The organism is Oricola indica, assembly GCF_965227485.1.
Taxonomy (GTDB): domain Bacteria; phylum Pseudomonadota; class Alphaproteobacteria; order Rhizobiales; family Rhizobiaceae; genus Oricola; species Oricola indica.
Genome location: NZ_OZ245747.1, coordinates 2,055,284 through 2,077,025, shown reverse-complemented (window position 1 = coordinate 2,077,025; position 21,742 = coordinate 2,055,284). Strand labels below are relative to the sequence as shown.

The following is a 21,742-nucleotide window of genomic DNA, read 5'->3' as shown; positions in this document are numbered from 1 at the left end:
GCACTGTTCCGTCACGCCGCACCCGTCACGGTCCGGACAGGCTGTTGCCATCCGCTCGTGACGGAATCCGTCTCGCCATACCATTGCAGGAAGAAGGCTTCGGCAAGATCGAGATTGCTCCGCGCCGTCTCGCTCAGCCCTTCCTTCACCTCGCCGAACTCCCGGCCCGCAATGCCAAGCAGATAGGCTTCGGGTTCGCTGTCATAAAGCGTCTTCGCAAGAGCGAGCACGGTGGCGGGCGTGAGACTGTGGCTCGTCAGCGTTCCCGCACCCGCCCGGACTTCACCGAAATCATACGCGCCTTCGGCCTCCAGCGACGCATCGACGAAAACGACTTTGTCCGCCTCGGACACCGCCAGCGCATGATCGACGGTCAGCTGGTAATCGATATCCACCGACAGGCCCGGGAGACCGGCGCTTTCGATGCGGTCGGCGAAAGCCGGGCCCAGCCCGTCATCGCCCCGTCCGCTGTTGCCATAGCCGATCAGCAGCACCGCCATCTCCTCACGCAGCCTGCGCGCGGCTGTCGAGCAGCGCGCCGTCGGCGTCGAACAGTTCGATCTGCAAAGGCATCTGCCCAAGCGCATGGGTTGCGCAGGAAAGGCACGGGTCATAGGCGCGGATCGCCACCTCGACATGGTTCAGCATGCCCTCGGTGATCTGTTCGTGCCCCGACAGGTGTTTGACAGCCACGTCCTTGACCGCCTTGTTCATCGCATCATTGTTGTGCGTCGTAGAAACGATGAGATTGCAATAGGTTACCTGGTCGTTCTCATCCACCTGGTAGTGGTGAATGAGGTTGCCGCGCGGGGCCTCTATCACGCCGACACCTTCTTCGCGACGGTCTCCCTTCGCCTGTAGGTCGGTCCCCTGAAGGTCCGGATCATGCAGGAGCTCCCTGATCTTCTCGACGCAGTGCAGCACCTCGATCATCCGCGCCCAGTGATTATTCAGCGCGGCATTGTTCGGTGCGCCGCCCGTTACCGCCTTCAATTCCTTGTGCGCCTCATTGGCGAGCGGTGTGTCGATGAAGCTTGCCGTGTTCATGCGCGCCAGCGGCCCGACACGATACCAGCCCTTCTCCGCGCCGAGATCGCGAATGAAGGGGAACTTCATATAGGACCACGACCGCACATCCTCGACGATCTTCTCGTGATAGCGGCTGTATTCCAGCTGGTCGAAGATGACGTCACCCTGCGGATCGAGGGCGCGCAGATTGCCGTGATAGAGATCGAGAGCGCCGTCGCCCTCGCGCACGATGGACATGAAGTTCGAGGGGAACGACGCGAAATTGTCCACGATGTCCGCATGGTCGAGGCTGTAGCCGCGGGCAAGCGCCAGCGCGTCGAGCGCCCATTCCTCCATGTCGGCGATCGTCTTCAGGAAGGCATCGCGGGTTTCGATCGGCAGGTTCCGGTTGATCCCCCCGGGGATTGCCCCTGTGCCGTGAATCTTCTTGCCGGCCGTCGCCTCGATGATCTCCTGGCCGAATTTCCGCATCAGGACCGCGCGGCGGCCAAGCTCCGGGTTCTCCTTGATGACCTCGAAGATGTTGCGCTTTTCGGCCGGCGCGCCGAAGCCGAACAGCAGATCGGGCGCGGACAGGTGAAAGAAATGCAGCACGTGGCTCTGCATCACCTGTCCGTAATGCATCAGCCGGCGCATCTTTTCCGCCGTCGGCGGCAATTCGTCGACGCCACATATGACGTCCATCGCCTTGGCGGCTGCGAGATGGTGGCTGACCGGGCAGATACCGCACAGGCGCTGCACGATAACCGGCACCTCCCAGAGCAGGCGTCCGCGAATGAAACGTTCGAAACCGCGAAACTCGACGATATGCAGGCGCGCCTCGTCGACATTGTTGTCGCGGTCGAGATGGATCGTCACCTTGCCGTGCCCCTCGACGCGGGTCACCGGCGAAATCTCGATCAGTCTGGGTTCGGCCATGTCGCGCCGCTCCAATCAGTCAAATTTGATATGCATGCGGTCGAAACCGTGGAATTTGCCCGCGAGCAGGCTCGTCAGCGTCTCGTAGATGACATCGCCGGTCGGCGCGCAACCGGGAATCTGGTAATCGATCTCGACCACTTCCGAGCACGGATAGACCTCGTCGAGCAGCAACGGCAGCGCCGGGTCGTTCGGGATGTCGTGCGTCGTGTTGCGAATGTAGCGCCCGGTTATATACGCCTCCTCGAGGCACTCCCGCAAAGGCGCGTCGGAATGCATGATGGCGTTGCGCATCACCGGCAGGCCACCCATGATCGCGCATTGTCCGATGGCGATCAGCACATCGCAATTGCGCCGGAAATCGCGCAGGACATGCACGTTTTCCTCGTTGCAGCAGCCACCCTCGATGATGCCGATGTCGCAGCGCTGCGTGAACCGCTTGATATCGGTCAGCGGCGACCGGTCGATCTCGACAAGCTTCATCAGTTCGATGAGACGCTCGTCGATATCGAGGATCGCCATGTGGCAGCCGAAGCACCCGGCAAGCGAAGTCGTCGCGATACGGGCTTTTCTGGGTTCAGCCACGGCGCTTCCCCTCGATCTCGTAGCCGATCAGGCCCTTGTCGAATTCGCGTTCGCCGATCGGCGTCACGAAGCCAACGCGCTTGCGGATGATGCAGCCGACCGGGCAGACCTCGTCCGACATCGCGTGATCGGCGGCATCCGCATCCGTATGGGCGAGATCTTCGCCATTGACCGCGACGCGGCGGTGAATGCCGCGCCCGACATAGCCGAACACGCCCTTGCCATCGACGTCCTTCGAAGCCCGGATGCACCGTCCGCAACTGATGCAGCGGTTGGTGTCGAGCGCGATATCGGGGTGCGACGCATCGACGGCGCGGCAGGGTTCCAGATAGGGAAACCGCGTCGGGTCGACCATTTCCAGCCGGTAGGCCATGGCCTGCAACTCGCAATTGCCGCTGGCTTCGCAGATCGGGCAGAGATGATTGCCTTCGTGAAACAGCATCTCCACCAGATCGCGCCGCAGTTTGTTGACATGCGCGTTTTCGTTCTCGACCTCGATTCCGGCCGCGGCGGGCTGCGTGCAGGCGGCGACGCTACGCCCGTTCGCCTTGACCGTACAGACCCGGCAGCCGCCCTGATGGCGCAATCCCTCGTGGTCGCACAGGCGCGGAATGTAGATGCCCGCCTCGTCGGCAGCCTCCATGATCGTCTGGCCGGGCTTCGCCGTGATTTCGACGCCGTCGATCGTGAAGGTGATGTCCTGATCGCTCACTTCGAAAAATCCCTGTCGTAGATGTAGGAGCGGCGCTTCGCCAGTTTGCGCGCGCCTTCGATGGCCGACTGGATATCGAATGTCGCCCGGATCCGGTCCTTCGACGGTTTGACCATCGCGGAATAGACGAGGGGAAAGTTTTCGAGCGTGGTCAGGATCGGGTTGGGCGACGTCATGCCGAGGCCGCAGCGGCTGGTCTCGATGATCGTGCCCGACAGGTCCTTGAGGTAATCGATGTCCTCCGGATTGGCGAGGCCCTTGCGAAACTTGCCAATCGCCTTTTGCAGGAACACGTTGCCGACACGGCACGGCGTGCAGTAGCCGCAGCTCTCATGCACGAAAAAGGACATGTAGTATTCGACGATCTCCAGCACATTGCGCTCGCCGGAAAAGACGATTACGGCCCCGCCGGTCGCCAAGTCGTCGAAGGTCAGCCGGCGATGGAAGCTGTCGCGGGCGATCATCGTTCCCGACGGCCCGCCGACCTGCACCGCCGCCGCGTCTTCGCCGCCGACCATTTCCAGCAATTCACGAACTTCAAGACCGTAAGGCAATTCGTAGATACCGGGATTGAGGCAATCGCCGGACACGCTGAACAGCTTGGTGCCGTGGCTGCCCTCCTCGCCTATGTCGAAGAACCATTGCGCGCCACGATCGAGAATGCGGGCCGCATGGCAGAAGGTCTCGACATTGTTGACGACGGTCGGATAGCCGAGATAGCCGCGATTGACGGGGAAAGGCGGCCGCGTCTTCGGTTCACCGGGCAGCCCCTCACATGAACTGATCAGCGCGCCTTCCTCGCCGCAGATATACGCCCCCGCGCCCATCTGGACGCGCAAGTCGAAATCGAACCCGTCGATGCCGAGGATATTCGCACCCAGCAGACCGCGCGCATGGCGGTCCGCGAGGACCTCTTCGATCAGTTCGCGCAGATAGACATATTCGCCGCGGAGATAGATGATCCCCTCACGCGCGCCGACGGCCCGCGCGGCGATGGTCATGCCCTCGACCAGCAGATGCGGCCGTTCGGTCAGCAGGACACGATCCTTGAAGGTTCCGGGCTCGCCCTCATCCGCATTGCACAGGACGTAGCGCTTCTCCGCCGGTTCGCTCGCCGCGAAGCGCCATTTGCGCCCCGTCGTGAAACCGGCCCCGCCGCAGCCGCGCAAGCCGCTTGCCTCGATCGTGTCAATGATCTGGGCCGGCGCCATGTCGAGCGCCTTTTTCAGTCCGGCGCTGTCGGGCACGGGACCGAGCAGAACCGCGCCCGCATGGCGAATATTGTTCTCCACCTGCTCTGTCGCCCGCGCATGCGGCGTCAATTCGGAAAAACGCTCCGAGACGATCTCTTCCGGCGGCGTGCCGGCCTTGAGCGCCTGCGCCCATTGCCGGGCGCGTTCGGGGGTCAGGCTCGTCACCACGACATCGTTGACCATCGCGGCCGGTGCCTGGTCGCACAGGCCGATGCAGGGCGTGTATTCGAGCGAGAACGCACCGTCGCTGGACGTTTCCCCGATCCCGATGCCCAGTTCCTGCTCGAAAATACCCGCGACCTCGGCAAGGCCGGCAAAGCGGTCGACAATGTCGTCGCACAGCCTGATCGTCACGCGGCCTTTCGGCGTTTGCGACAGGAACGAATAGAAGCTCGCCACACCCTCGACCTCGATCCTCGAGAGACCGGTCTGGCGGGCGACGGTCTCCATGACCTTCGGCGAAATCCAGCGAAACCGGTCCTGCACCTCGCGCAGGATATCGAGCATGCGGTGCCGGTCATTGGCGTAGGTTTCGCAGATCGCGACGATCTGTTCTTCCGGTATCGACGGGACGGAAACGGTCGGGCCGGCCGGATCGCCTGATTGAGCGGCTGTGGACATGCTATCTCCGCTGCTCGGCTCGCAAGCAATCCGTGCATGTCAGGTCGATGAGCCGTGCCGGTCCATCCAAGATGAAACTGGCCACTTTGCTCGCTGACATGATCGGCTTACTCGCTGAAAATGGCTGGTTCGATGGTGCGGTACTGGCGCAGTTCACACCGTTATCGGAAATACTTCAAGCCTCGACGGAAACAATTGCCTCCGCCGGGTGACTCACGACGGATGCTATCGCGGGGATGGAAAGCACGTATTGATATGCGTCAATCCGACGCATCAGCCTTGGTCAGGCGCTCTGCGTGACCGGCCGGATCTTGTCCCTGGCCTCGATCACCAGCGCGTCGAGTCCCTCGCCGCCCTGGGCATAAAGGTCGAACAACTGCGCGCGCATGCGCGGTTCCCAAAAGTTGTTGATATGGTCGGCGACGCCCGCCACGCCTTCGTCATGCGGCTTCGACCGGAAGAAGGTGGCGATCTGGTTGGCCATGCGGACGAGCTTGTCAGGCGACATCGGCGATTTCTCCGTTGGTGATACGCGACGGATGCGTGAAGATCTCGTGGTCCTCGCCGCGCACAACGGCGACGAGCGTGACATTCGATTGCTCGGCCGTGCGCACCGCCAGCGCGGTCGGCGCGGATATCGCGAGCACGATAGGTGACCCGATCGCGACGGTTTTCTGGATCATCTCCACCGAGACGCGGCTGGTCAGAAGCACCGCGCCCTGACCGCCATCGATACCATTGCGCGCCAGAGCGCCGGCCAGCTTGTCCAGCGCATTGTGCCGCCCGACATCCTCGCGTGCGACCGCAAGACCGGTCCGCGGGCTCCAGAAACCGGCCGCATGGACCGCGCCGGTCTCGGCGTTCATGGCCTGGACCTTCGTCAATGCCGCCATCGCGCCGGCGATATCGGCCGCGGCGAGCGTGAAGTCGCTCGTGACGACGCCGCGCGGCTTTACCGCTTCCTCTATGCTTTCGACCCCGCACAGCCCGCATCCGACGGGACCTGCCATTGCGCGTCGGCGTTTCGCCAGGCGTTCGCCGATTTCCTCGGTCACGCGGATCTGAAGGTCTATGCCGTCATCGGATTCGACGGCCTCGATCGTCTCGATATCGGCGGGCGTCGCGACGATCTCCTCGTTGAGAGAAAAACCGACGGCGAAATCCTCGAGGTCCGATGGCGTCGCCATCATCACGGCTTGCGTCACGCCATTGTAGCTGAGCGCCACCGGCGTTTCCTCCGCCAGCATGCGCGGGCCGGATCCGGCGCGCCCAGCGCGCCGGAATTGCCGTTCGAAGGATCGCAGGGAACGCATCGGCATGGCCTACTCGGCCGGCTCCGCATGGACGATGCGCCGCGCCTGCTTCGCCTGCTCCTCGTATTCGACCTGCCACTCCGTCGGCCCGTTGGAAGGCGTCACCTGCACAGCAGTCACCTTGTATTCCGGACAATTGGTCGCCCAGTCCGAATAGTCGGTCGTGATGACGTTGGCCTGCGTGCCCGGATGGTGGAACGTCGTGTAGACGACACCGGGCGCGACACGGTCGGTGATCAGCGCGCGAAGTGAGGTCTCCCCCGCCCGGCTGGCGAGCCGCACATAGTCGCCGTCGCGGATGCCGCGCTGTTCGGCGTCATGCGGGTGGATTTCGAGCCGGTCCTCGTCATGCCAGACGCTGTTCGGCGTGCGCCGCGTCTGCGCGCCGACATTGTATTGCGACAGGATGCGGCCGGTCGTCAGCAGGAGTGGGAAGCGCGGGCCGGTGCGTTCGTCCGTCGCCACATATTCGGTGACGATGAACTTGCCCTTGCCGCGCACGAAGCCGTCGACATGCATGACCGGCGAACCTTCGGGGTTGGCATCGTTGCAGGGCCACTGCACCGAGCCCTTTTCCTCCAGCAACGCGTAGGTGACATTGGCGAAGCTCGGCGTCGTCGCCGCGATCTCTTCCATCACCTGGCTTGGATGGGTGTAGGTCCAGTTCGCGCCCATCGCGTTTGCGAGAAGCTGAGTGACCTCCCAGTCGGCATAACCGTTCTTCGGGCTCATCACCTTGCGCACGCGGTTGATGCGCCGCTCCGCATTGGTGAACGTGCCGTCCTTCTCCAGGAAGGTCGATCCCGGCAGGAAGACATGCGCGTAGTTGGCGGTCTCGTTGAGGAAGAGGTCGTGAACGATCACGCATTCCATTGCGGCGAGGCCGGCGGCGACATGATGCGTGTCCGGATCGGACTGGAGAATGTCCTCGCCCTGGATGTAGATGCCCTTGAACGTGCCATCGACGGCCGCGTCGAGCATGTTCGGAATGCGCAGGCCCGGCTCCGGGTCGATCTCCACGCCCCACAGGCTCTCGAAGATTTCGCGGACTTCCGGCAGCTTCACATGGCGATAGCCCGGCAGTTCGTGCGGGAAGGAGCCCATGTCGCAGGAGCCCTGCACGTTGTTCTGGCCGCGCAACGGGTTCACGCCGACGCCCGGCCGGCCGATATTGCCGGTGAGCATGGCGAGATTGGCGATCGCCATCACCGTGGTCGAGCCCTGGCTGTGCTCGGTCACGCCCAGGCCGTAATAGATCGCGCCATTGCCGCCGGTCGCGAACAGCCGCGCTGCGGCGCGCAGTTCCCCGGCCGGAACGCCGGTATAGGCTTCGGTCGCTTCCGGCGAGTGCTTCTCGTCGGAGACGAATTCGGCATAGTCCTGGAACTCGTCCCAGTCGCAGCGCTCGCGGATGAAGGCCTCGTCGATCAGCCCTTCGGTGACGATCACATGCGACAGAGCGGTCATCACGGCGACATTCGTGCCGGGCTTCAGCGGCAGGTGATGCGATGCCGCGACATGCGGCGTGCGCACGAGGTCGATACGGCGCGGGTCGATGACGATCAGCTTCGCGCCCTCGCGCAGGCGCTTCTTGAGACGGCTGCCGAAAACAGGATGGCCGTCCGTCGGGTTCGCGCCGACGACGATGACGACATCCGTATGCTCGACCGAGTCGAAATCCTGCGTGCCCGCCGAGGTTCCGAAGGCCTGGCCGAGGCCGTAGCCGGTCGGCGAATGGCAGACGCGGGCGCAGGTGTCGGTGTTGTTGTTGCCGAAGACCGCACGCGTCAGCTTCTGGACGAGAAAGGTCTCCTCATTCGTGCAGCGCGACGAGGTGATCACGCCGATGGAATTCTTGCCGTGGTCTTTCTGCAGCTTTTTCAGCTTGTTGGCCGTAAAGCTCAATGCTTCTTCCCAGGACACCTCGCGCCATGGCTCGTCGATGGTCTCGCGGATCATCGGGTTGAGGATGCGGTCCTTGTGATTGGCGTAGCCCCAGGCGAAGCGGCCCTTGACGCAGCTGTGGCCACGGTTCGCCTTTCCGTCCTTGTAGGGCACCATACGCACCAGTTCCTCGCCGCGCATTTCCGCCTTGAACGAGCAGCCGACGCCGCAATAGGCGCAGGTCGTGACGACCGAATGCTCCGGCTGGCCGATCTCGATAACGGACTTCTCGGTCAGCGTCGCGGTCGGGCAGGCCTGCACGCAAGCGCCGCAGGAGACGCATTCCGACGACAGGAAATCCTCATGCATGCCCGGCGACACGCGACTGTCGAAGCCCCTGCCCTCGATGGTCAGCGCGAAGGTGCCCTGCACTTCCTCGCAGGCGCGCACGCAGCGCGAGCAGACGATGCATTTCGACGGATCATAGGTGAAATACGGGTTCGATTCGTCCTTCGGCATCCAGCGCATGTTGGGCTGGTCGCCATTGCGGGTCTGAACGTGATTGTCGCCTTCGTAGCCGTAGCGCACGTCGCGCAGGCCGACCGCGCCGGCCATGTCCTGCAATTCGCAGTCGCCATTGGCAGCACAGGTCAGGCAGTCAAGCGGGTGATCGGAGATATAGAGCTCCATCACGCCGCGCCGCAGGCCCTTCAACTGCTCGGTCTGGGTATGGACGACCATGCCGTCGGCAACCGGCGTCGTGCAGGACGAAGGCGTGCCGCGCCGTCCCTCGATCTCGACAAGACACATGCGGCACGAGCCGAACGCATCGACCATGTCGGTGGCGCAGAGTTTCGGGATCTGGATACCCGCCTCCATCGAGGCGCGCATGACGGAGGTGCCTTCGGGCACCGTCACATCGAACCCGTCGACGGTCAGCGTGACGGTTTTTTCGGTTTGGGAAGCGGGTGTGCCGAAATCGGTCTCTTGGATCAGGCGCATGGTCTCACTCCGCTGCTTGCAGGAAAGGGTTCTTGCGGAAATCGTCCGGGAAATGCGTCAGCGCGCTCATCACCGGATAGGGCGTGAAGCCGCCGAGCGCGCAGAGCGACCCGAACTTCATCGTGTTGCAGAGGTCTTCGACCAGCGCGATGTTCTTTTCCGGCTCGATGCCCTGCATGATCTTTTCGACGGTCTCCGCACCGCGAACCGCGCCGATACGGCATGGCGTGCACTTGCCGCAGCTCTCGATGGCGCAGAACTCGAAGGCGAAACGCGCCTGTTTCATCATATCGGCGGTCTCGTCGAAGACGGTGATGCCGGCATGGCCGATCAACCCGTCCTTTCCGGCGAATGCCTCGTAGTCGAAAGGCGTGTCGAACAAGTCTCGCGGGAAATAGGCGCCGAGCGGGCCGCCCACCTGCACCGCCTTGACCGGCCGGCCCGTCGCCGTGCCGCCGCCGATCTCGTCGACGATTTCGCCGAGCGTCAGGCCGAAGGCCGTTTCGTAGAGCCCGCCATGCTTCACATTGCCGGCGATCTGGATCGGGATCGTGCCGCGCGACCGGCCCATGCCGAAATCGCGATAATATTCCGCGCCCTTGTCGAGAATGACCGGCACCGAAGCGAGCGAGATGACATTGTTGACGACCGTCGGTCGCGCCATGAACCCTTCATGGGCGGGCAGCGGCGGTTTGGCGCGCACAACGCCGCGCTTGCCTTCCAGCGAATTGAGAAGCGAGGTTTCCTCGCCGCAGACATAAGCGCCCGCGCCGACCCGCACCTCGATATCGAACGCCTTGCCGGAACCGAGTACCGACACACCGAGCACGCCCTTTTCGCGGGCGATGCCGATCGCCGCATTCATGACACGGATCGCATCCGGATATTCCGAGCGCAGATAGATGTAGCCCTTGGTAGCCGCCGTCGCGAGGCCGGCAATCGCCATGCCCTCGATCAGGACGAAAGGATCGCCCTCCATGATCATCCGGTCGGCGAAAGTGCCGCTGTCGCCCTCGTCGGCATTGCAGACGATGTATTTCTGCGGACCGGCCGCATCGAGCACGGTCTTCCACTTGATGCCGGTCGGGAACCCGGCTCCGCCGCGTCCACGCAGGCCGGAGTCGGTCACCGTCTGCACGATGTCGGAGGCGGTCATGACGACGGCCTTGCGCAGGCCCGTCAGCCCGCCATGCGCCTCGTAATCTTCCAGCGAAAGCGGATCGACGATGCCGCACCGCGCGAAAGTCAGGCGCGTCTGGTTTTTCAGGAACGGGATCTCGCCCGGATCGCCGAGCGAAAGAGCATGATCGCCGCCGGAAAGGAAATCCGCGTCGAACAGCGATGCGACGTCACCCGCCGCGACCGGTCCGTAGGCGATGCGTCCCGTGTCGGTCGCGACCTCGACCATCGGCTCCAGCCAGTAAAGCCCGCGCGACCCGTTGCGCACGATGGCGATCTCCGCGCCGCGTTTCGTGGCTTCATCCGCAAGCGCCTGCGCGATATCGTCCGCGCCGAGCGCCAATGCACCGGAATCGCCGGGTATGTAGACCGTGACCGTCATGATCTCACCTCGGAGGAGATAGCGTCGATGCGCGCTTCGTCGACCCGACCGACAACCTTGCCGTCAACCATCGCCGCCGGCGCGCAGGCGCAAAGACCGAGGCAGTAGGCGGCTTCGAGGGTCACCGAGCCGTCCGGCGCGGTCTGTCCGAAATCCACCTTGAAGCGGCCCTTCGCGTGTTCCGCGATGCGGTCGCCGCCCATCGACTGGCAGGCTTCCGCCCGGCAGATCTTCACCGTGTGGCGGCCGGCAGGCTGCTCCCGGAAATCGTGATAGAAGCTCATCACGCCATGCACCTCGGCACGGCTAAGATTGAGCTTCTTCGCGATGACCGGCAATGCGTCCTGCGGGACGCACCCGAACTCCTCCTGCACCGCATGCAGGATCGGAAGCAAAGGTCCTTCGAGATCAACAAGTTCGTCGACGATCGCCGCAACGCGATCGCCGCTGAAGTCGGGCGACAGGTTCGATACCATGTCGTTCCTCCGATAGTGGCCGCGGGAGCCCAGAATGCCAGAATTTCCCATTCGGGATCAATAATGGATTTCCGTCGCTTGATAGGAAATGCCTATCAAAAATCCTTCATCCGACCGGCGACCGTCGAGGCGCATTTCAGCAGCGCTTCGATGACCGGCGTGCGCGGCTCGCGCTCGTCGGCGACGGCGCCGATCATCTGGATCGCATCGGGTTCGGACAGTGGTATGGCCCGGATCGTACCCGCCTCGTTGAAGATCGCCGCTACCTTGGCCGGCAGGATCGAGGACCACACGCCACCGAGCACATGCGAAACAAGCGCGATCATGGAATCGGACTCGAGCACCGGCTTCGCCTCGACACCGACTTCCTCGAAGTAATGATTGATGATGCGGCGGTTCTGCATGTCGGGCGTCAGCAGGCAGAGCGGCGTTTGGCTGACCTCGCTCCACGTCACCGTCGGCCGCTCCGCGAAGAGTTCGGGAACGGCGGTCACGAACATGTAGCGTTCTTCGTAAAGGGGGACGACCGAGACGCGACCCAGCGGCTCGTTGGCGAGATAGGTGATGCCGACATCGACCTCGAGATTGTCGATCAGTTCGAGGATTTCGGCCGAGGTTCGCGACAACACCATGAAGGTGACGCCGGGATGCAGCGCATGAAACGCCGCCGTCAGTTCGCGCACCATCGGCAAGGCCGTCGGGATCGCCGCAATGCGCACCCGCCCGAGCAGCCCGTGCCGCGCGGCGCGGATTTCCATACGCATGGCGCGCGCGTCACCGACGATCCGCCGGGCCCAGTCACGCACGCGCTCGCCTTCCGGCGTCAGCCCCTGGTAGCGTGATCCGCGCTGCACGAGCTTGACGCCAAGCTGGTCCTCCAGTTGCTTGATGGAAGCCGACAGCGTCGGCTGACTGACATTGCAGGCTTGGGCCGCCTTGCCGAAGTGCTGCTCGCGCGCGAGCGCCAGGAAGAATTCAAGCTTGTCGATCATGGCGCGGGACCGCCTTTCGGTTCACGCCGACCTATCGCAAATCGAAAAGCCCGCCGCAACGACGGTTGTCAGATGTAGAGCCCGCGAAGTGCCGTCGTCGCGCCGCCTGCCCGATTAGCTGGCGTTGCCGGCGATCCATGTCGCGTTGGCGTTGATGCCGCCAAGCGGGAAGAAATGCGCCTTGGCGATCAGGCTGTCGGGATTGTCGGCGGCATAGGCGGCAAGATCGGACACGACCTCTGTCGGCTCGTAGGGAAGCAACAGCTTCGAGACATCCATCGCCCGTTTCTGCAACACCTTGAGCGACGGTCCGACGCCGCAGGCAACCGCATATTTCAGCAGGGTCTGCAGCTTTGCGGGTCCGGCGATCCCGACATGGATCGGCAGAGTGATGCCGTCGTTGCGTAGCCGCTCGGCCCAGGCGATGACCGGACGGGCGTCAAAGGCGAACTGCGTGACAATCGCCATCTCGGCATCGGACTTTTCCGACCATGCCTGCTTCCAGCGCAACGCCGCGTCGACCTCACGGGTCGAGCCGTCGGCATCGATGTCACGGTTGCCTTCCGGATGTCCCGCGACATGCAGACGCTTGAAACCATGCGTGTCGAACAGACCGGTCTCGATCAGCCCGATGGAACTGTCGAACGCGCCATAGGGCTTTTCCACGCCGCCGGCAAGCAGCAGCGCCTGCTCGACGCCAGCCTCGCCGCGATAGCGCGCGATCCAGTCCTCAAGCGTCGCCCGATCCTTGATGATGCGCGCGGGAAAATGCGGCATGACGGCAAAGCCGTCGCCTGCGAGCCTCTTCGCCGTATCGACCATATCCTCGATCGGCGTGCCCTCTATATGCGCGATGTAGACCCGCGTGCCGGCCGGCAGCAGCGCCTTGAAATCGGAAACCTTGGCGGCCGTGCGCGGCATCACCTCGATGGAAAAGCCGTCGAGAAAATCCCCAAGCGGATAAGCCGACGCCGCCTTCTCTGACTTTCCACGATTCAGGATGTTGAGCATGGCCGTGTCTCCTCCACACAAGATCAGCGAATGTGTACACACAGAGCTTCGCGCCATGCAGAAGCTCTCATATGGAGCTATATAGCGCAGTTTTTCTCATAATGCGAGAATTTTTGTATACATAGTCTTGGCAATCGACTGCGACCGACGAAAAAAGGCGGCGCCGAAGCGCCGCCTTTCCCGTCCCGGCCTGAGCCGGGCAAATTTCTGTCCCGAAGCCGTCAGGACTGCTTGGTGCGCCAGCTGTCCGCATAGTTTTCGCGGGCTTCGGCGGCATAAGGCGTCGGCGAGACGCGAACTCGGATCTCGGTCTGCTGGTGTTCTTCGGTCGAGGTCTTGCCGGTCGTTTCCGGTTCGCCCCATTTCATGGTCAGGACATCGCCGACTTCGACGGACTGATCCACGACGCCCAGCGACAGCAGGCAGCGCTCGTTGAACGAGTAACCGTTGAACATCGACATGCCGACCATCTTGTCGCCCTGCATGACCATGTCGGCCGAGGAAGAGGCGTAGTTGGGCTGCGGGAAGTCGATCCACTTGTAGGGCGTACCCTGCTCGAAGGCCGACGCGATGACCTTCAGCACGTCCTCCTTGTTCCACTCGAAGGTGACCTTCTTGCGGTTGGAGGCGGAGCCTTTCATCTTCACAAGAGCGTCCTTGCCGACGAAATCGTCCTTCTTCCAGCCGATATAGAAGTCGTAGCCCAGTTCGAACGGGTTGACGTAGTAGTCTTCGATATTGTCCGAAACGAAGGAACCACCGATGGCGCCCGCCGCCTCGTACATGTCAGCGCCCAGCCATTCGCGATAGTCGGCCACCATGCCGTCGCCGGTATAGATGCCCGGCAGCGGAGACGGAATCCAGCCGGACTCCAGCGTGTTGGTCGAATAGGCGCGGCTGCCGCACTGAACGAGATTCACGCCGGCATCCTTCGCCGCCTGCAGAATCGTCGAGTGAATGTAGTCCTTGTCCTTGTAGGGACCCCAGACTTCGAGACCCGGCGCGCCGGACATGCCGTGGCGCAGCGCCTGAACGCGCTTGGAGCCGATATTGATCCAGTCGACATGGAAGAACTTGATCTCCGGGATCGGTCCGCCATTCATCTTCTCGAAGATCTTCGGCGCGTCCGGACCCTGGATCTGGAAGCGGTAATGCTCGCGCAGCACGCGCTCGCCCTCGGGGCGCGACGGCGAACGCGGATCGTACCGCAGCCGAACGTTCCACTTGCCCCAGGAGGCAGCGAACATCAGCCAGTTCGACGTCGGCGCGCGGCCGACAAGGATGTATTTGTCTTCACGCTCGCGGAAAATGATGTGATCGCCGATCACATGCCCTGCCGGCGTCACGGGCACATAGTGCTTGGCGCGGTTCAGGTTGAAGTTCGAGAACGAGTTGATGCCGTGATAGGCAAGAAACTCGGTCGCCTGCGGGCCTTCGACGATCAACTCGTCCATGTGGTGCGACTGGTCGAAGAGAACCGCGGAATCGCGCCAGGCACGCTGTTCGTCGCGCCAGTTTGAAAACTCGGGCGCAACAACCGGGTATACATACATACCGATTTTGGAGTCGCGCAGCATCTGAACCGGATTGCCGGATTCCTTCATTGCTGCGGCCAGTGACGAATTCGACATTTGCATTCCTCCCGTCTGTGAAGCTGTCGTGTATACATTCTGTGCCGGATACGACGCGACGTTGCAAGCAAATTCCGCGTGCCTGCGCCGATTCGTCTCTCCTTCAAGGGGCGGGAAACCGAACGACGAAATGTCATCGTGACAATGATTGCGTTGCCGCCACATGGCCTCGCGCCTAGAAGCGGGACGACCATCGACACCAATCAGCGGACTGCGAAAACCCCATGTCCCGATCGCCAAGCAAGGGCATCGCCTTCGCCTTCATATGCCTTGCGATCCTCGCGGTGATGCCGATCCTGGCGGATTCCCGCCCGGCTGGTGCCGACGGGCTGACATTTTCGATCTGGCTGACCTTCTGGCAGTTGCTCGCCGGCTTGCCTCTGTTCATCGCCGAGACCCGCAGCGGAAAGGCCGTTCCGACCGGGCGATTGAGCGGACGGACGGCGGCCGTCGCCCTTCTGACCGGCGCGATCTTCGGATTGTCGACCTACATGTATGTGGTCGCCGCGAGACAGGCCGGGCCGGTCAGCATGGTCATCGCCCTGCAATCCTACCCGCTCTTCGCCATCCTCATCGAGGCGGTTTTCCTCGGAAAACGAAAGACACGCACCGAATTGGGCTTCACGGCGCTGCTGCTCGCCGCCCTCTTCTACCTGACGACCGAAGGCACGTTCCGCATCGCCGACATTTCCTGGTGGTCGGCCTATGCGCTCTGCATTCCGCTGCTCTGGAGCATCGCGCATATCCTGTTGCGGCAGATACTCGCCGAGACCGATATCACGCCGAACCAGGTGACCGTATCGCGGCTGGTCATCTCCGGCGTGTTCATGCTGGCCGTCTACGCGCTTGCGGGCGCGCCGGGCACACTGGTCGCATCCATGACCGATTTCGCGTTCCAGCGCGCCGCGCTGCTGCTTGGTGTCGCCTATTACCTCGAACTGGTCCTTTGGTTCCACGCCATGCGCCACATCGACGTTTCGGTGGCGAGTTCCGTTACGGTGCCGACGCCGGCCGTCACGATGTTGATAACAGTGCTGGTGCTCGGTGGATCCGTTGAAACCTATCAGGTTCTGGCAATGATCGTGATCGGGGTCGCGCTCTACGGCCTGCTGCTTGCAGGCAAGCGGGCGCGGACCGCGCCCTAGCCAGCCTCTCAGGCAACGACGAGGGCGAGCCCCGGCACACGCTCGATCAGGCTGCGGTCTTCCAGCAGGACATATTCGATATTGCGCCGCGCGATACGTGCATGCTCACGCGCGAGCGCTTCGGCGCGCGCGCCTTCGCGTGCCGCGATCGCCTGGACAATGGCGCGATGCTGTTCCTGCGCGATGTTGAGCGAACGGCGGAAGGCGGCGATGTCGGTCTTGTCGGGCAGGAAGGCGGAGGGCGAAGCAAACGGCAGGCGCGCCGCACGCTCGACTTCCTTCTCGACGATCTTGCTGCCCGAAAGCGCCGCCAGCTCCGCATGGAAACGGGCGTTCAGCTCGGAATAGGCCTCGAACTCGACCTCACCCGGATTGGCGCCGAAAACGCCGTCCAGCTCCTTCACGACCGCCTGGATCGAGGCCATCGCCTCGGGCTTGACGCCACGCTCCGCCGCCAGCCGCGCCGCCGTACCCTCAAGCACGCCGCGTATTTCGATGGCGTCGATAACGTCTGCGAAGGAGAACTGTCGCACCACGAAACCGCCGCTGCGGGCGCGCTCGAGCAGGCCTTCTTCGGCAAGCCGCGACATCGCATCGCGCAGCGGAGTCCTCGAGATTTCCAGCTCCTCGGCCAAGGGCACTTCGTACAGCCGCGTCCCGCCCGGCAACTCGCCGCCGAGGATCTTCTTGCGCAACTCGATGACCGTGCGCGTCGCATGCGTCTTGCTGGCTGCCTGCTTCATGATCTTGCGGCCCATGTATACATTTTCGTCATTAAGCACGTATTTCGGTGCCGATGGCAACCACGGGCTTCCCCAACGGTCAGCGGAACCGCGCGATCCACGTCGTGATGGCCGCGACGACCTCATCCGGCCGCTCCACCGGCGCAAAATGCCCCGCATCCTCGATGATGGCGATTTCGCTGTCGGGCACGGCCGCGCCGATTTCCTCATGCTGCGCAATCGGGCTCCAGCCATCCTGCGACGCAGCGATCAGCAGAACGGGGCAGCGGATTTCGCCCAGATAGGCGCTGGCATTTGGCCGGCCCAAAAGGGCGCGCATCTGGCGTTCATGCATGTCCGCATCCGCCCGCAGGACCATCGCCCGCAATGCCCCCATCACCGTTTCGTCCGACACGCGGGCGGGATCGACCATCGGCGGAAGCCATGTGTCGGCCAGTTTCTCCATGCTCTCGTGGCCGAGATCGATCATCGCCTGACGCTTGGCGTCCTCGCCCTCACGCCGGGGATGATGTCCTGTATTGGCGAGGACGAGACCGGCGATCCGCTCCGGCGCCTGATGCGCCATTTCCATGGCGATGCGCCCTCCCATGGAGTGGCCGACGGCGATAAGCGGGCCGTCCGTCGCACCAAGCAGGTCGCGCGCCATGCCGTCGATTGACGTTCCCTGCCGAAGATCGGCTTTATGGATGGCGAAATCGGCCGACAGGGCGTCCGCAACCGGCTGCCAGACGATATCGTCGGACAGCAGTCCGGGGATCAGTACAACGGTGGTCATGGATGGTCTTCCTGGATCGGTTCGCTCAATCGGCCCGACCCAATACACGGACGCGCCCGGAGAGGAAACCGTTACGCCGTCCGTTCGGTCTCAGCACACGGTGCGGAAACGCTCCACGCACATATCCAGCACGTCGCCGGGATCGCGCAGCCACCAATTGTTCGCGGAGAAGATCTCGACCTCGCAAAGCCCGTCATAACCGGCCGCCTCGACCGCGCCGCGCAGCGCCTTCAGGTCGGCGACGCCGTCGCCCATCATGCCCCGGTCGAGCAGCACGTCGCGCGTTTCCGCCAGCCAGTCGCAGAGATGATAGCCGAAGATCCGGCTCTTGCCCGCGCGCAGCAATTCGTCGGGCAGCGAGGTGTCCCACCACACATGGTAGACATCGATGGCGACGCCGACGGCAGGATGCGCGATCGCGTCGCACAGATCGACGGCATCGCGCAGCGTGACGAGACAGGACCTGTCGCCGCCATAGACCGGATGAAGCGGCTCCAGCGCCAGCCGAACATTGCGTTCGGCCGCATAGGGCGCGGCCTCGGCAACACGGTCGGCGACCAGCTTCAGGCTTTCCGCCATGCCGCGCGTTCCCGGCTCCACGCCGCCGGTGACGATCGTCAGCACCGGAGCGCCCAGCCCCGCCGCCATGTCGATGGATGCACGGAAATCGTCCATGATCGCCGCCCGTGTCGGCAACGCCAAGGGTCCGGTCAGAAAGGGCGTCCGGCAAAGCCCGACAACCTGCATGCCGGAGGCGCGCACGCGCTCGCCGATCTCCACTGCACGGTCGCCGATCTCTCGGCGCCAGAACACGATACCGCCGAAGCCGCGCTCCGCGCAGGCGTCGATCACCTTCTCGACCGGCCAGCCGGCGCCATGCCCGTCCACATTGTGGCCGAGCGTCGCTGTGTTCAGCGCCAGCATGGAATGATCGTTGGAGAAATCCCGCATCGGACCGGCTCAGACGCCATAGACGGCGAGCAGCTTTCGCATGCGGTCCGCCGCCAGTTCCGCGTCGGCCAGCAATCCGCACTGGTCGGCCAGCCGGAACACCTCCACGAAATAGGGCAATGGCCGCATCGCCTGCGCTCCGTTCAGCATCACGAAATGATCCTGGAAGCCATTGAGCCAGGCGAGGAAAACCACGCCTGTCTTGTAATATTGCGTAGGCGCGCGGAAGATCAGACGGGCGAGCGGGACCGTCGGATCGAGCGTTTCGCGGAACGCGGCGGCGTCGCCAGCGGAAAATCTGGAAATCGCGTGGGCAGCAGCCGGCGCGAGCGGGTCGAAAATCCCGAGCAGCGCATGCGAAAAGCCCTCCGCGTCGCCTTCGATCAACTCCGGATAGTTGAAATCGTCGCCCGTATACATCTTGACGCCGGCCGGCAGTCTCCGGCGCATCAGGATTTCCTTGTCCTTGTCGAGCAGGGAAATCTTTATGCCGTCCACCTTGTCGATATTCTCGGAAATGATGGAAAGGCAGGTTTCCAGCGCGCTCTCGAAACGGTCGGTGCCCCAATAGCCTTTCAGCGCGGGGTCGAACATGTCGCCGAGCCAATGCAGGATGACCGGCTGATCGCACCGCGCCAGCGCGTCGCGATAGACGGAAATGTAGTCCTCCGGCGATGCCGCGACTTTCACCAGCGCCCGGCTGGCCATCAGGATCAGGCGGCCGCCGACAGCCTGGATCGCCTCGATCTGCTCGAAATAGGCGCGCCGCACATCGTCCAGATCGCGTGCATCGGATGCCGCCAGTTGATCGGTGCCGCACCCGTTGAAGACGAGCGCGTCGGGCAGTTCGGCCTTGGTGCGGCGGATCAGGTCCAGCGCACCGGGCCAGTCCAGCCCCATGCCGCGCTGGGCGGTGTCCATGGCTTCCGCGATACCGAGACCGAGCGAGTCGAGATGACGGCGGAAGGCCATCGTCGCCTCCCAGTCCACGGTTGCAGGCCCCGACGGATCGTTGGCCGTGAACGGGTCCGCGACGACATGCGCGGCCGAAAAGACGGTGCGCGCGGCGTTGGACCCGAGTGTCGCGACCGGAACGGACTTGCCGCTCATCACATATTCGACGGTGGCGCCGGTTTCGTCCGGCAGCATGATTTTCATGACGTCCTCCTCAGAAACGCGACACGAGCATGCCGCCATCGGCCGAAATGACGTGGCCGGTCGTATAGGGCAGTCCGCCGCTGGCAAGCGTCGCCATGATCGCGCCCATGTCCTCAGGTTTGCCGACACGCGGCAGAAGCGTGATGCCTTCTTCGGCAACCCGGCGCTTGTAATCCTCGATCACCGGTCCCGTCATGTCGGTTTCGATCAGGCCGGGCTGAATGTCGTAGACCGCGATATTCTCGCGCCCGAGCCGGACCGCGAATGTCTTGGCGATCATCGCGGCCGCTGCCTTGGAAACACAGTATTCCGCGCGCGGTTCGGCGACCGCATTGGCATTGGACGAGGTAACGTTGATCAGGCTGTAGAAACGGTGGTCGGAACGGTCACGCGCGACCACGCGGCGCGCGAAGGCCTGGCTCAGGAAGAACTGGGCCTTGGCGTTGATCGCCATGCAGCGGTCGTAGCTTTCCTCGGTCACGTCGAGCGGATCGCCCCGGCTCAAGACAGAAACGCCGGCATTGTTGACCAGCGTCGACAACGGCCCGACGACCGCTTCCGCGCTGTCGAGCATCGCATCGTGTATGGAAAGGTCGGAGACGTCGCCCGCCACCTTGGCGACCGGCACGCCAAGCGCCGCGATGCTGTCTGCGGCGCGCGCGAGTTCGTCGTCGTCGAAAGGCCCGTTGACGGCGACAGCAAAGCCCCGTTCGGCAAGCGCCCGCGCGGCGGCGAGGCCGATGCCCCGGCTCGATCCGGTCACAAATGCGGCTTGTCGACTGCTCGTCATGCCTGGGCTCCGTGCTTCAACAGTTCACGCGCGATGATCATGCGCTGAATCTGGTTCGTGCCCTCGTAGATTTGCGTGATCTTGGCGTCGCGGTACAGTCTTTCGACCTCGAAACCGCGAATATAGCCGCTGCCGCCGAAAACCTGCACTGCATCGGCGGTCCGCGCGACGGCCATGTCGCCCGCGAAACACTTGGCGATCGAGCACGCCTTGGTGGCGTCCTGTCCGGCATCGATCTTCGCAGCCGCGCTGAGAACCAGCAACCGCGCCGCCTCGATATCCTTGGCCATGTCGGCGAGCAGCCACTGCACGCCCTGGAATTCCGAGATCGCCTTGCCGAACTGCTTGCGCTGGCGGGCGTAGTCCACGGCGGCCTCCAGGCCCGCCTGTCCGATGCCCACGGCGAGCGACGCGATACCCACGCGTCCCTTGTCGAGCACGCTCATCATCATGTGAAAACCGCGCCCCTCCTCACCGAGAAGCGCATCCGGCCCGAGCCGCACATTGTCGAAGGTCAGCGCGCCGACCTGGCTCGCCCGCTGCCCCATCTTGTGTTCCTTCGGTCCGCGCGACACGCCGTCCGCGTTGAGATCGACGATGAAGATGGAAAAGCCGCGGTGACCGGCCTCGCGGTCGGTGCGCGCCAGCACGAAACCGACATCGGCAACCGGCGCGTTATGGATCCAGATCTTGCCGCCATTGAGCACCCAGCCCTCGCCGTCGCGCACCGCGGATGTCCGAATTCCCGATACGTCGGTGCCCGCTTCCGGCTCGGTGATGCAATAGGCGACCTTGGTCTGCGCACGCATGGCCGGGCCCAGCCAGCGCTCGCGCTGCGCCACCGTTCCATGGCGCACGAGCAGCGTCGAGATCAGTTCGACCAGGCCGCACTGATCGGCCACGGAAGCATATCCACGCGACAACTCTTCCATCACCAGCGCATAGGTGACGGTGTCGAAACCCGGCCCTCCATGCTCCTCCGGAACGCCGATACCGAACAGGCCGAGTTCGCCCATTTGCTCGTAAAGATCGGCGGGAAACCGCTCTTCGCGGTCGAGTTCTTCCGCCATCGGCCTGACCACGTCCTCGGCGAATTGCCGGGCCATGTCGCGTACCTGCTGCTGGGTTTCCGAGATGAACATGCGCTAATCCGTATGTAACTAACTGGTTACTCCAATACATGCGACGGGCA

The 21,742-nt window shown here is 63.4% G+C and carries 21 protein-coding genes; 2 read left to right on the top strand and 19 right to left on the bottom strand.

The window, feature by feature from the left end:
- Positions 1 to 11: 11 nt before the first annotated feature.
- From ACQK2M_RS10510 to ACQK2M_RS10490, 5 genes are read right to left on the bottom strand one after another with little or no spacing between them, the layout of a single operon-like run.
- The gene (locus ACQK2M_RS10510) at positions 12 to 494 is read right to left on the bottom strand and encodes a hydrogenase maturation protease (RefSeq protein ID WP_425417755.1); all 483 of its coding nucleotides are present in this window, start codon (positions 492 to 494) and stop codon (positions 12 to 14) included.
- Between the two features lie 10 nt (positions 495 to 504).
- Entirely contained in the window at positions 505 to 1,947 is a 1,443-nt protein-coding gene (locus ACQK2M_RS10505; protein WP_425417754.1) for a Ni/Fe hydrogenase subunit alpha, read from the bottom strand.
- A 15-nt stretch (positions 1,948 to 1,962) separates the two neighbouring features.
- Positions 1,963 to 2,532 (bottom strand): NADP oxidoreductase, encoded by a 570-nt coding sequence (locus ACQK2M_RS10500; RefSeq protein ID WP_223475513.1) that lies wholly within the window; start codon positions 2,530 to 2,532, stop codon positions 1,963 to 1,965.
- On the bottom strand, positions 2,525 to 3,244 hold the full coding sequence (locus ACQK2M_RS10495; protein ID WP_425417753.1) for a 2Fe-2S iron-sulfur cluster-binding protein: 720 nt from the start codon (positions 3,242 to 3,244) through the stop codon (positions 2,525 to 2,527). The genes ACQK2M_RS10500 and ACQK2M_RS10495 overlap by 8 nt, the downstream gene beginning before the upstream one ends.
- Positions 3,241 to 5,118 (bottom strand): NAD(P)H-dependent oxidoreductase subunit E, encoded by a 1,878-nt coding sequence (locus ACQK2M_RS10490; protein WP_425417752.1) that lies wholly within the window; start codon positions 5,116 to 5,118, stop codon positions 3,241 to 3,243. The genes ACQK2M_RS10495 and ACQK2M_RS10490 overlap by 4 nt, the downstream gene beginning before the upstream one ends.
- A 71-nt stretch (positions 5,119 to 5,189) precedes the next feature.
- Between ACQK2M_RS10490 and ACQK2M_RS10485 the strand changes: the two genes are divergently transcribed.
- Complete coding sequence (locus ACQK2M_RS10485; protein WP_425417751.1) at positions 5,190 to 5,330, top strand: hypothetical protein; 141 nt, start codon at positions 5,190 to 5,192, stop codon at positions 5,328 to 5,330.
- A 71-nt stretch (positions 5,331 to 5,401) separates the two neighbouring features.
- Here the strand turns inward: ACQK2M_RS10485 and ACQK2M_RS10480 are convergent, their stop codons facing one another.
- From ACQK2M_RS10480 to ligM, 8 genes are all read right to left on the bottom strand, one after another.
- Positions 5,402 to 5,626: a formate dehydrogenase subunit delta gene (locus ACQK2M_RS10480; RefSeq protein ID WP_223475516.1), complete on the bottom strand. Its 225-nt coding sequence runs from the start codon at positions 5,624 to 5,626 to the stop codon at positions 5,402 to 5,404.
- The gene (fdhD, locus tag ACQK2M_RS10475; protein ID WP_425420018.1) at positions 5,616 to 6,431 is read right to left on the bottom strand and encodes a formate dehydrogenase accessory sulfurtransferase FdhD; all 816 of its coding nucleotides are present in this window, start codon (positions 6,429 to 6,431) and stop codon (positions 5,616 to 5,618) included. The genes ACQK2M_RS10480 and fdhD overlap by 11 nt, the downstream gene beginning before the upstream one ends.
- A 9-nt stretch (positions 6,432 to 6,440) precedes the next feature.
- Positions 6,441 to 9,317, bottom strand: a complete 2,877-nt coding sequence (fdhF, locus tag ACQK2M_RS10470) for a formate dehydrogenase subunit alpha (protein ID WP_425417750.1) — start codon at positions 9,315 to 9,317, stop codon at positions 6,441 to 6,443.
- A gap of 4 nt (positions 9,318 to 9,321) precedes the next feature.
- On the bottom strand, positions 9,322 to 10,878 hold the full coding sequence (locus ACQK2M_RS10465) for a formate dehydrogenase beta subunit (RefSeq protein WP_425417749.1): 1,557 nt from the start codon (positions 10,876 to 10,878) through the stop codon (positions 9,322 to 9,324).
- Complete coding sequence (locus ACQK2M_RS10460) at positions 10,875 to 11,354, bottom strand: formate dehydrogenase subunit gamma (RefSeq protein WP_425417748.1); 480 nt, start codon at positions 11,352 to 11,354, stop codon at positions 10,875 to 10,877. Before ACQK2M_RS10460 ends, ACQK2M_RS10465 begins: the two co-directional genes overlap by 4 nt.
- A gap of 95 nt (positions 11,355 to 11,449) precedes the next feature.
- Positions 11,450 to 12,346, bottom strand: coding sequence for a LysR family transcriptional regulator (locus ACQK2M_RS10455; RefSeq protein WP_425417747.1), 897 nt, complete (start codon positions 12,344 to 12,346; stop codon positions 11,450 to 11,452).
- A 114-nt stretch (positions 12,347 to 12,460) separates the two neighbouring features.
- Complete coding sequence (locus ACQK2M_RS10450) at positions 12,461 to 13,357, bottom strand: methylenetetrahydrofolate reductase (protein ID WP_425417746.1); 897 nt, start codon at positions 13,355 to 13,357, stop codon at positions 12,461 to 12,463.
- Between the two features lie 221 nt (positions 13,358 to 13,578).
- Positions 13,579 to 14,988: a vanillate/3-O-methylgallate O-demethylase gene (gene ligM / locus ACQK2M_RS10445; protein ID WP_425417745.1), complete on the bottom strand. Its 1,410-nt coding sequence runs from the start codon at positions 14,986 to 14,988 to the stop codon at positions 13,579 to 13,581.
- Positions 14,989 to 15,212: 224 nt separating this feature from the next.
- Between ligM and ACQK2M_RS10440 the strand changes: the two genes are divergently transcribed.
- Entirely contained in the window at positions 15,213 to 16,133 is a 921-nt protein-coding gene (locus ACQK2M_RS10440; protein ID WP_425417744.1) for an EamA family transporter, read from the top strand.
- Positions 16,134 to 16,141: 8 nt separating this feature from the next.
- Here ACQK2M_RS10440 and ACQK2M_RS10435 read toward each other — a convergent pair whose 3' ends face one another.
- The 6 genes from ACQK2M_RS10435 to ACQK2M_RS10410 all read right to left on the bottom strand — a co-directional run bounded on the left by ACQK2M_RS10435 (position 16,142) and on the right by ACQK2M_RS10410 (position 21,692).
- On the bottom strand, positions 16,142 to 16,891 hold the full coding sequence (locus ACQK2M_RS10435) for a GntR family transcriptional regulator (RefSeq protein WP_223475525.1): 750 nt from the start codon (positions 16,889 to 16,891) through the stop codon (positions 16,142 to 16,144).
- A gap of 64 nt (positions 16,892 to 16,955) precedes the next feature.
- Positions 16,956 to 17,651 (bottom strand): alpha/beta fold hydrolase, encoded by a 696-nt coding sequence (locus ACQK2M_RS10430; RefSeq protein WP_425417743.1) that lies wholly within the window; start codon positions 17,649 to 17,651, stop codon positions 16,956 to 16,958.
- A gap of 90 nt (positions 17,652 to 17,741) precedes the next feature.
- On the bottom strand, positions 17,742 to 18,602 hold the full coding sequence (locus tag ACQK2M_RS10425) for a sugar phosphate isomerase/epimerase family protein (protein WP_425417742.1): 861 nt from the start codon (positions 18,600 to 18,602) through the stop codon (positions 17,742 to 17,744).
- Positions 18,603 to 18,611: 9 nt separating this feature from the next.
- A complete protein-coding gene (locus ACQK2M_RS10420) occupies positions 18,612 to 19,760 on the bottom strand; it encodes a dihydrodipicolinate synthase family protein (protein WP_425417741.1) in 1,149 nt (382 codons plus the stop codon).
- A 10-nt stretch (positions 19,761 to 19,770) separates the two neighbouring features.
- Positions 19,771 to 20,550 carry a 3-ketoacyl-ACP reductase gene (locus ACQK2M_RS10415; protein WP_425417740.1) on the bottom strand — a complete coding sequence of 260 codons (780 nt, stop codon included), beginning with the start codon at positions 20,548 to 20,550 and terminating at the stop codon, positions 19,771 to 19,773.
- Positions 20,547 to 21,692 carry an acyl-CoA dehydrogenase family protein gene (locus ACQK2M_RS10410; RefSeq protein WP_425417739.1) on the bottom strand — a complete coding sequence of 382 codons (1,146 nt, stop codon included), beginning with the start codon at positions 21,690 to 21,692 and terminating at the stop codon, positions 20,547 to 20,549. The genes ACQK2M_RS10415 and ACQK2M_RS10410 overlap by 4 nt, the downstream gene beginning before the upstream one ends.
- Positions 21,693 to 21,742: the final 50 nt, after the last annotated feature.

Bases quoted from the DNA above. Each gene is read 5' to 3' on its own strand.
- fdhF (WP_425417750.1), bottom strand. From the start codon at position 9,317: ATGCGCCTGATCCAAGAGACCGATTTCGGCACACCCGCTTCCCAAACC.
- ACQK2M_RS10455 (WP_425417747.1), bottom strand. From the start codon at position 12,346: ATGATCGACAAGCTTGAATTCTTCCTGGCGCTCGCGCGCGAGCAGCAC.
- ACQK2M_RS10415 (WP_425417740.1), bottom strand. From the start codon at position 20,550: ATGACGAGCAGTCGACAAGCCGCATTTGTGACCGGATCGAGCCGGGGC.
- ACQK2M_RS10420 (WP_425417741.1), bottom strand. From the start codon at position 19,760: ATGAAAATCATGCTGCCGGACGAAACCGGCGCCACCGTCGAATATGTG.
- ACQK2M_RS10435 (WP_223475525.1), bottom strand. From the start codon at position 16,891: ATGGGCCGCAAGATCATGAAGCAGGCAGCCAGCAAGACGCATGCGACG.
- ACQK2M_RS10440 (WP_425417744.1), top strand. From the start codon at position 15,213: ATGTCCCGATCGCCAAGCAAGGGCATCGCCTTCGCCTTCATATGCCTT.
- ACQK2M_RS10505 (WP_425417754.1), bottom strand. From the start codon at position 1,947: ATGGCCGAACCCAGACTGATCGAGATTTCGCCGGTGACCCGCGTCGAG.
- fdhD (WP_425420018.1), bottom strand. From the start codon at position 6,431: ATGCGTTCCCTGCGATCCTTCGAACGGCAATTCCGGCGCGCTGGGCGC.
- ligM (WP_425417745.1), bottom strand. From the start codon at position 14,988: ATGTCGAATTCGTCACTGGCCGCAGCAATGAAGGAATCCGGCAATCCG.
- ACQK2M_RS10460 (WP_425417748.1), bottom strand. From the start codon at position 11,354: ATGGTATCGAACCTGTCGCCCGACTTCAGCGGCGATCGCGTTGCGGCG.
- ACQK2M_RS10465 (WP_425417749.1), bottom strand. From the start codon at position 10,878: ATGACGGTCACGGTCTACATACCCGGCGATTCCGGTGCATTGGCGCTC.
- ACQK2M_RS10480 (WP_223475516.1), bottom strand. From the start codon at position 5,626: ATGTCGCCTGACAAGCTCGTCCGCATGGCCAACCAGATCGCCACCTTC.
- ACQK2M_RS10450 (WP_425417746.1), bottom strand. From the start codon at position 13,357: ATGCTCAACATCCTGAATCGTGGAAAGTCAGAGAAGGCGGCGTCGGCT.
- ACQK2M_RS10490 (WP_425417752.1), bottom strand. From the start codon at position 5,118: ATGTCCACAGCCGCTCAATCAGGCGATCCGGCCGGCCCGACCGTTTCC.
- ACQK2M_RS10485 (WP_425417751.1), top strand. From the start codon at position 5,190: ATGAAACTGGCCACTTTGCTCGCTGACATGATCGGCTTACTCGCTGAA.
- ACQK2M_RS10430 (WP_425417743.1), bottom strand. From the start codon at position 17,651: ATGACCACCGTTGTACTGATCCCCGGACTGCTGTCCGACGATATCGTC.
- ACQK2M_RS10410 (WP_425417739.1), bottom strand. From the start codon at position 21,692: ATGTTCATCTCGGAAACCCAGCAGCAGGTACGCGACATGGCCCGGCAA.
- ACQK2M_RS10425 (WP_425417742.1), bottom strand. From the start codon at position 18,602: ATGCGGGATTTCTCCAACGATCATTCCATGCTGGCGCTGAACACAGCG.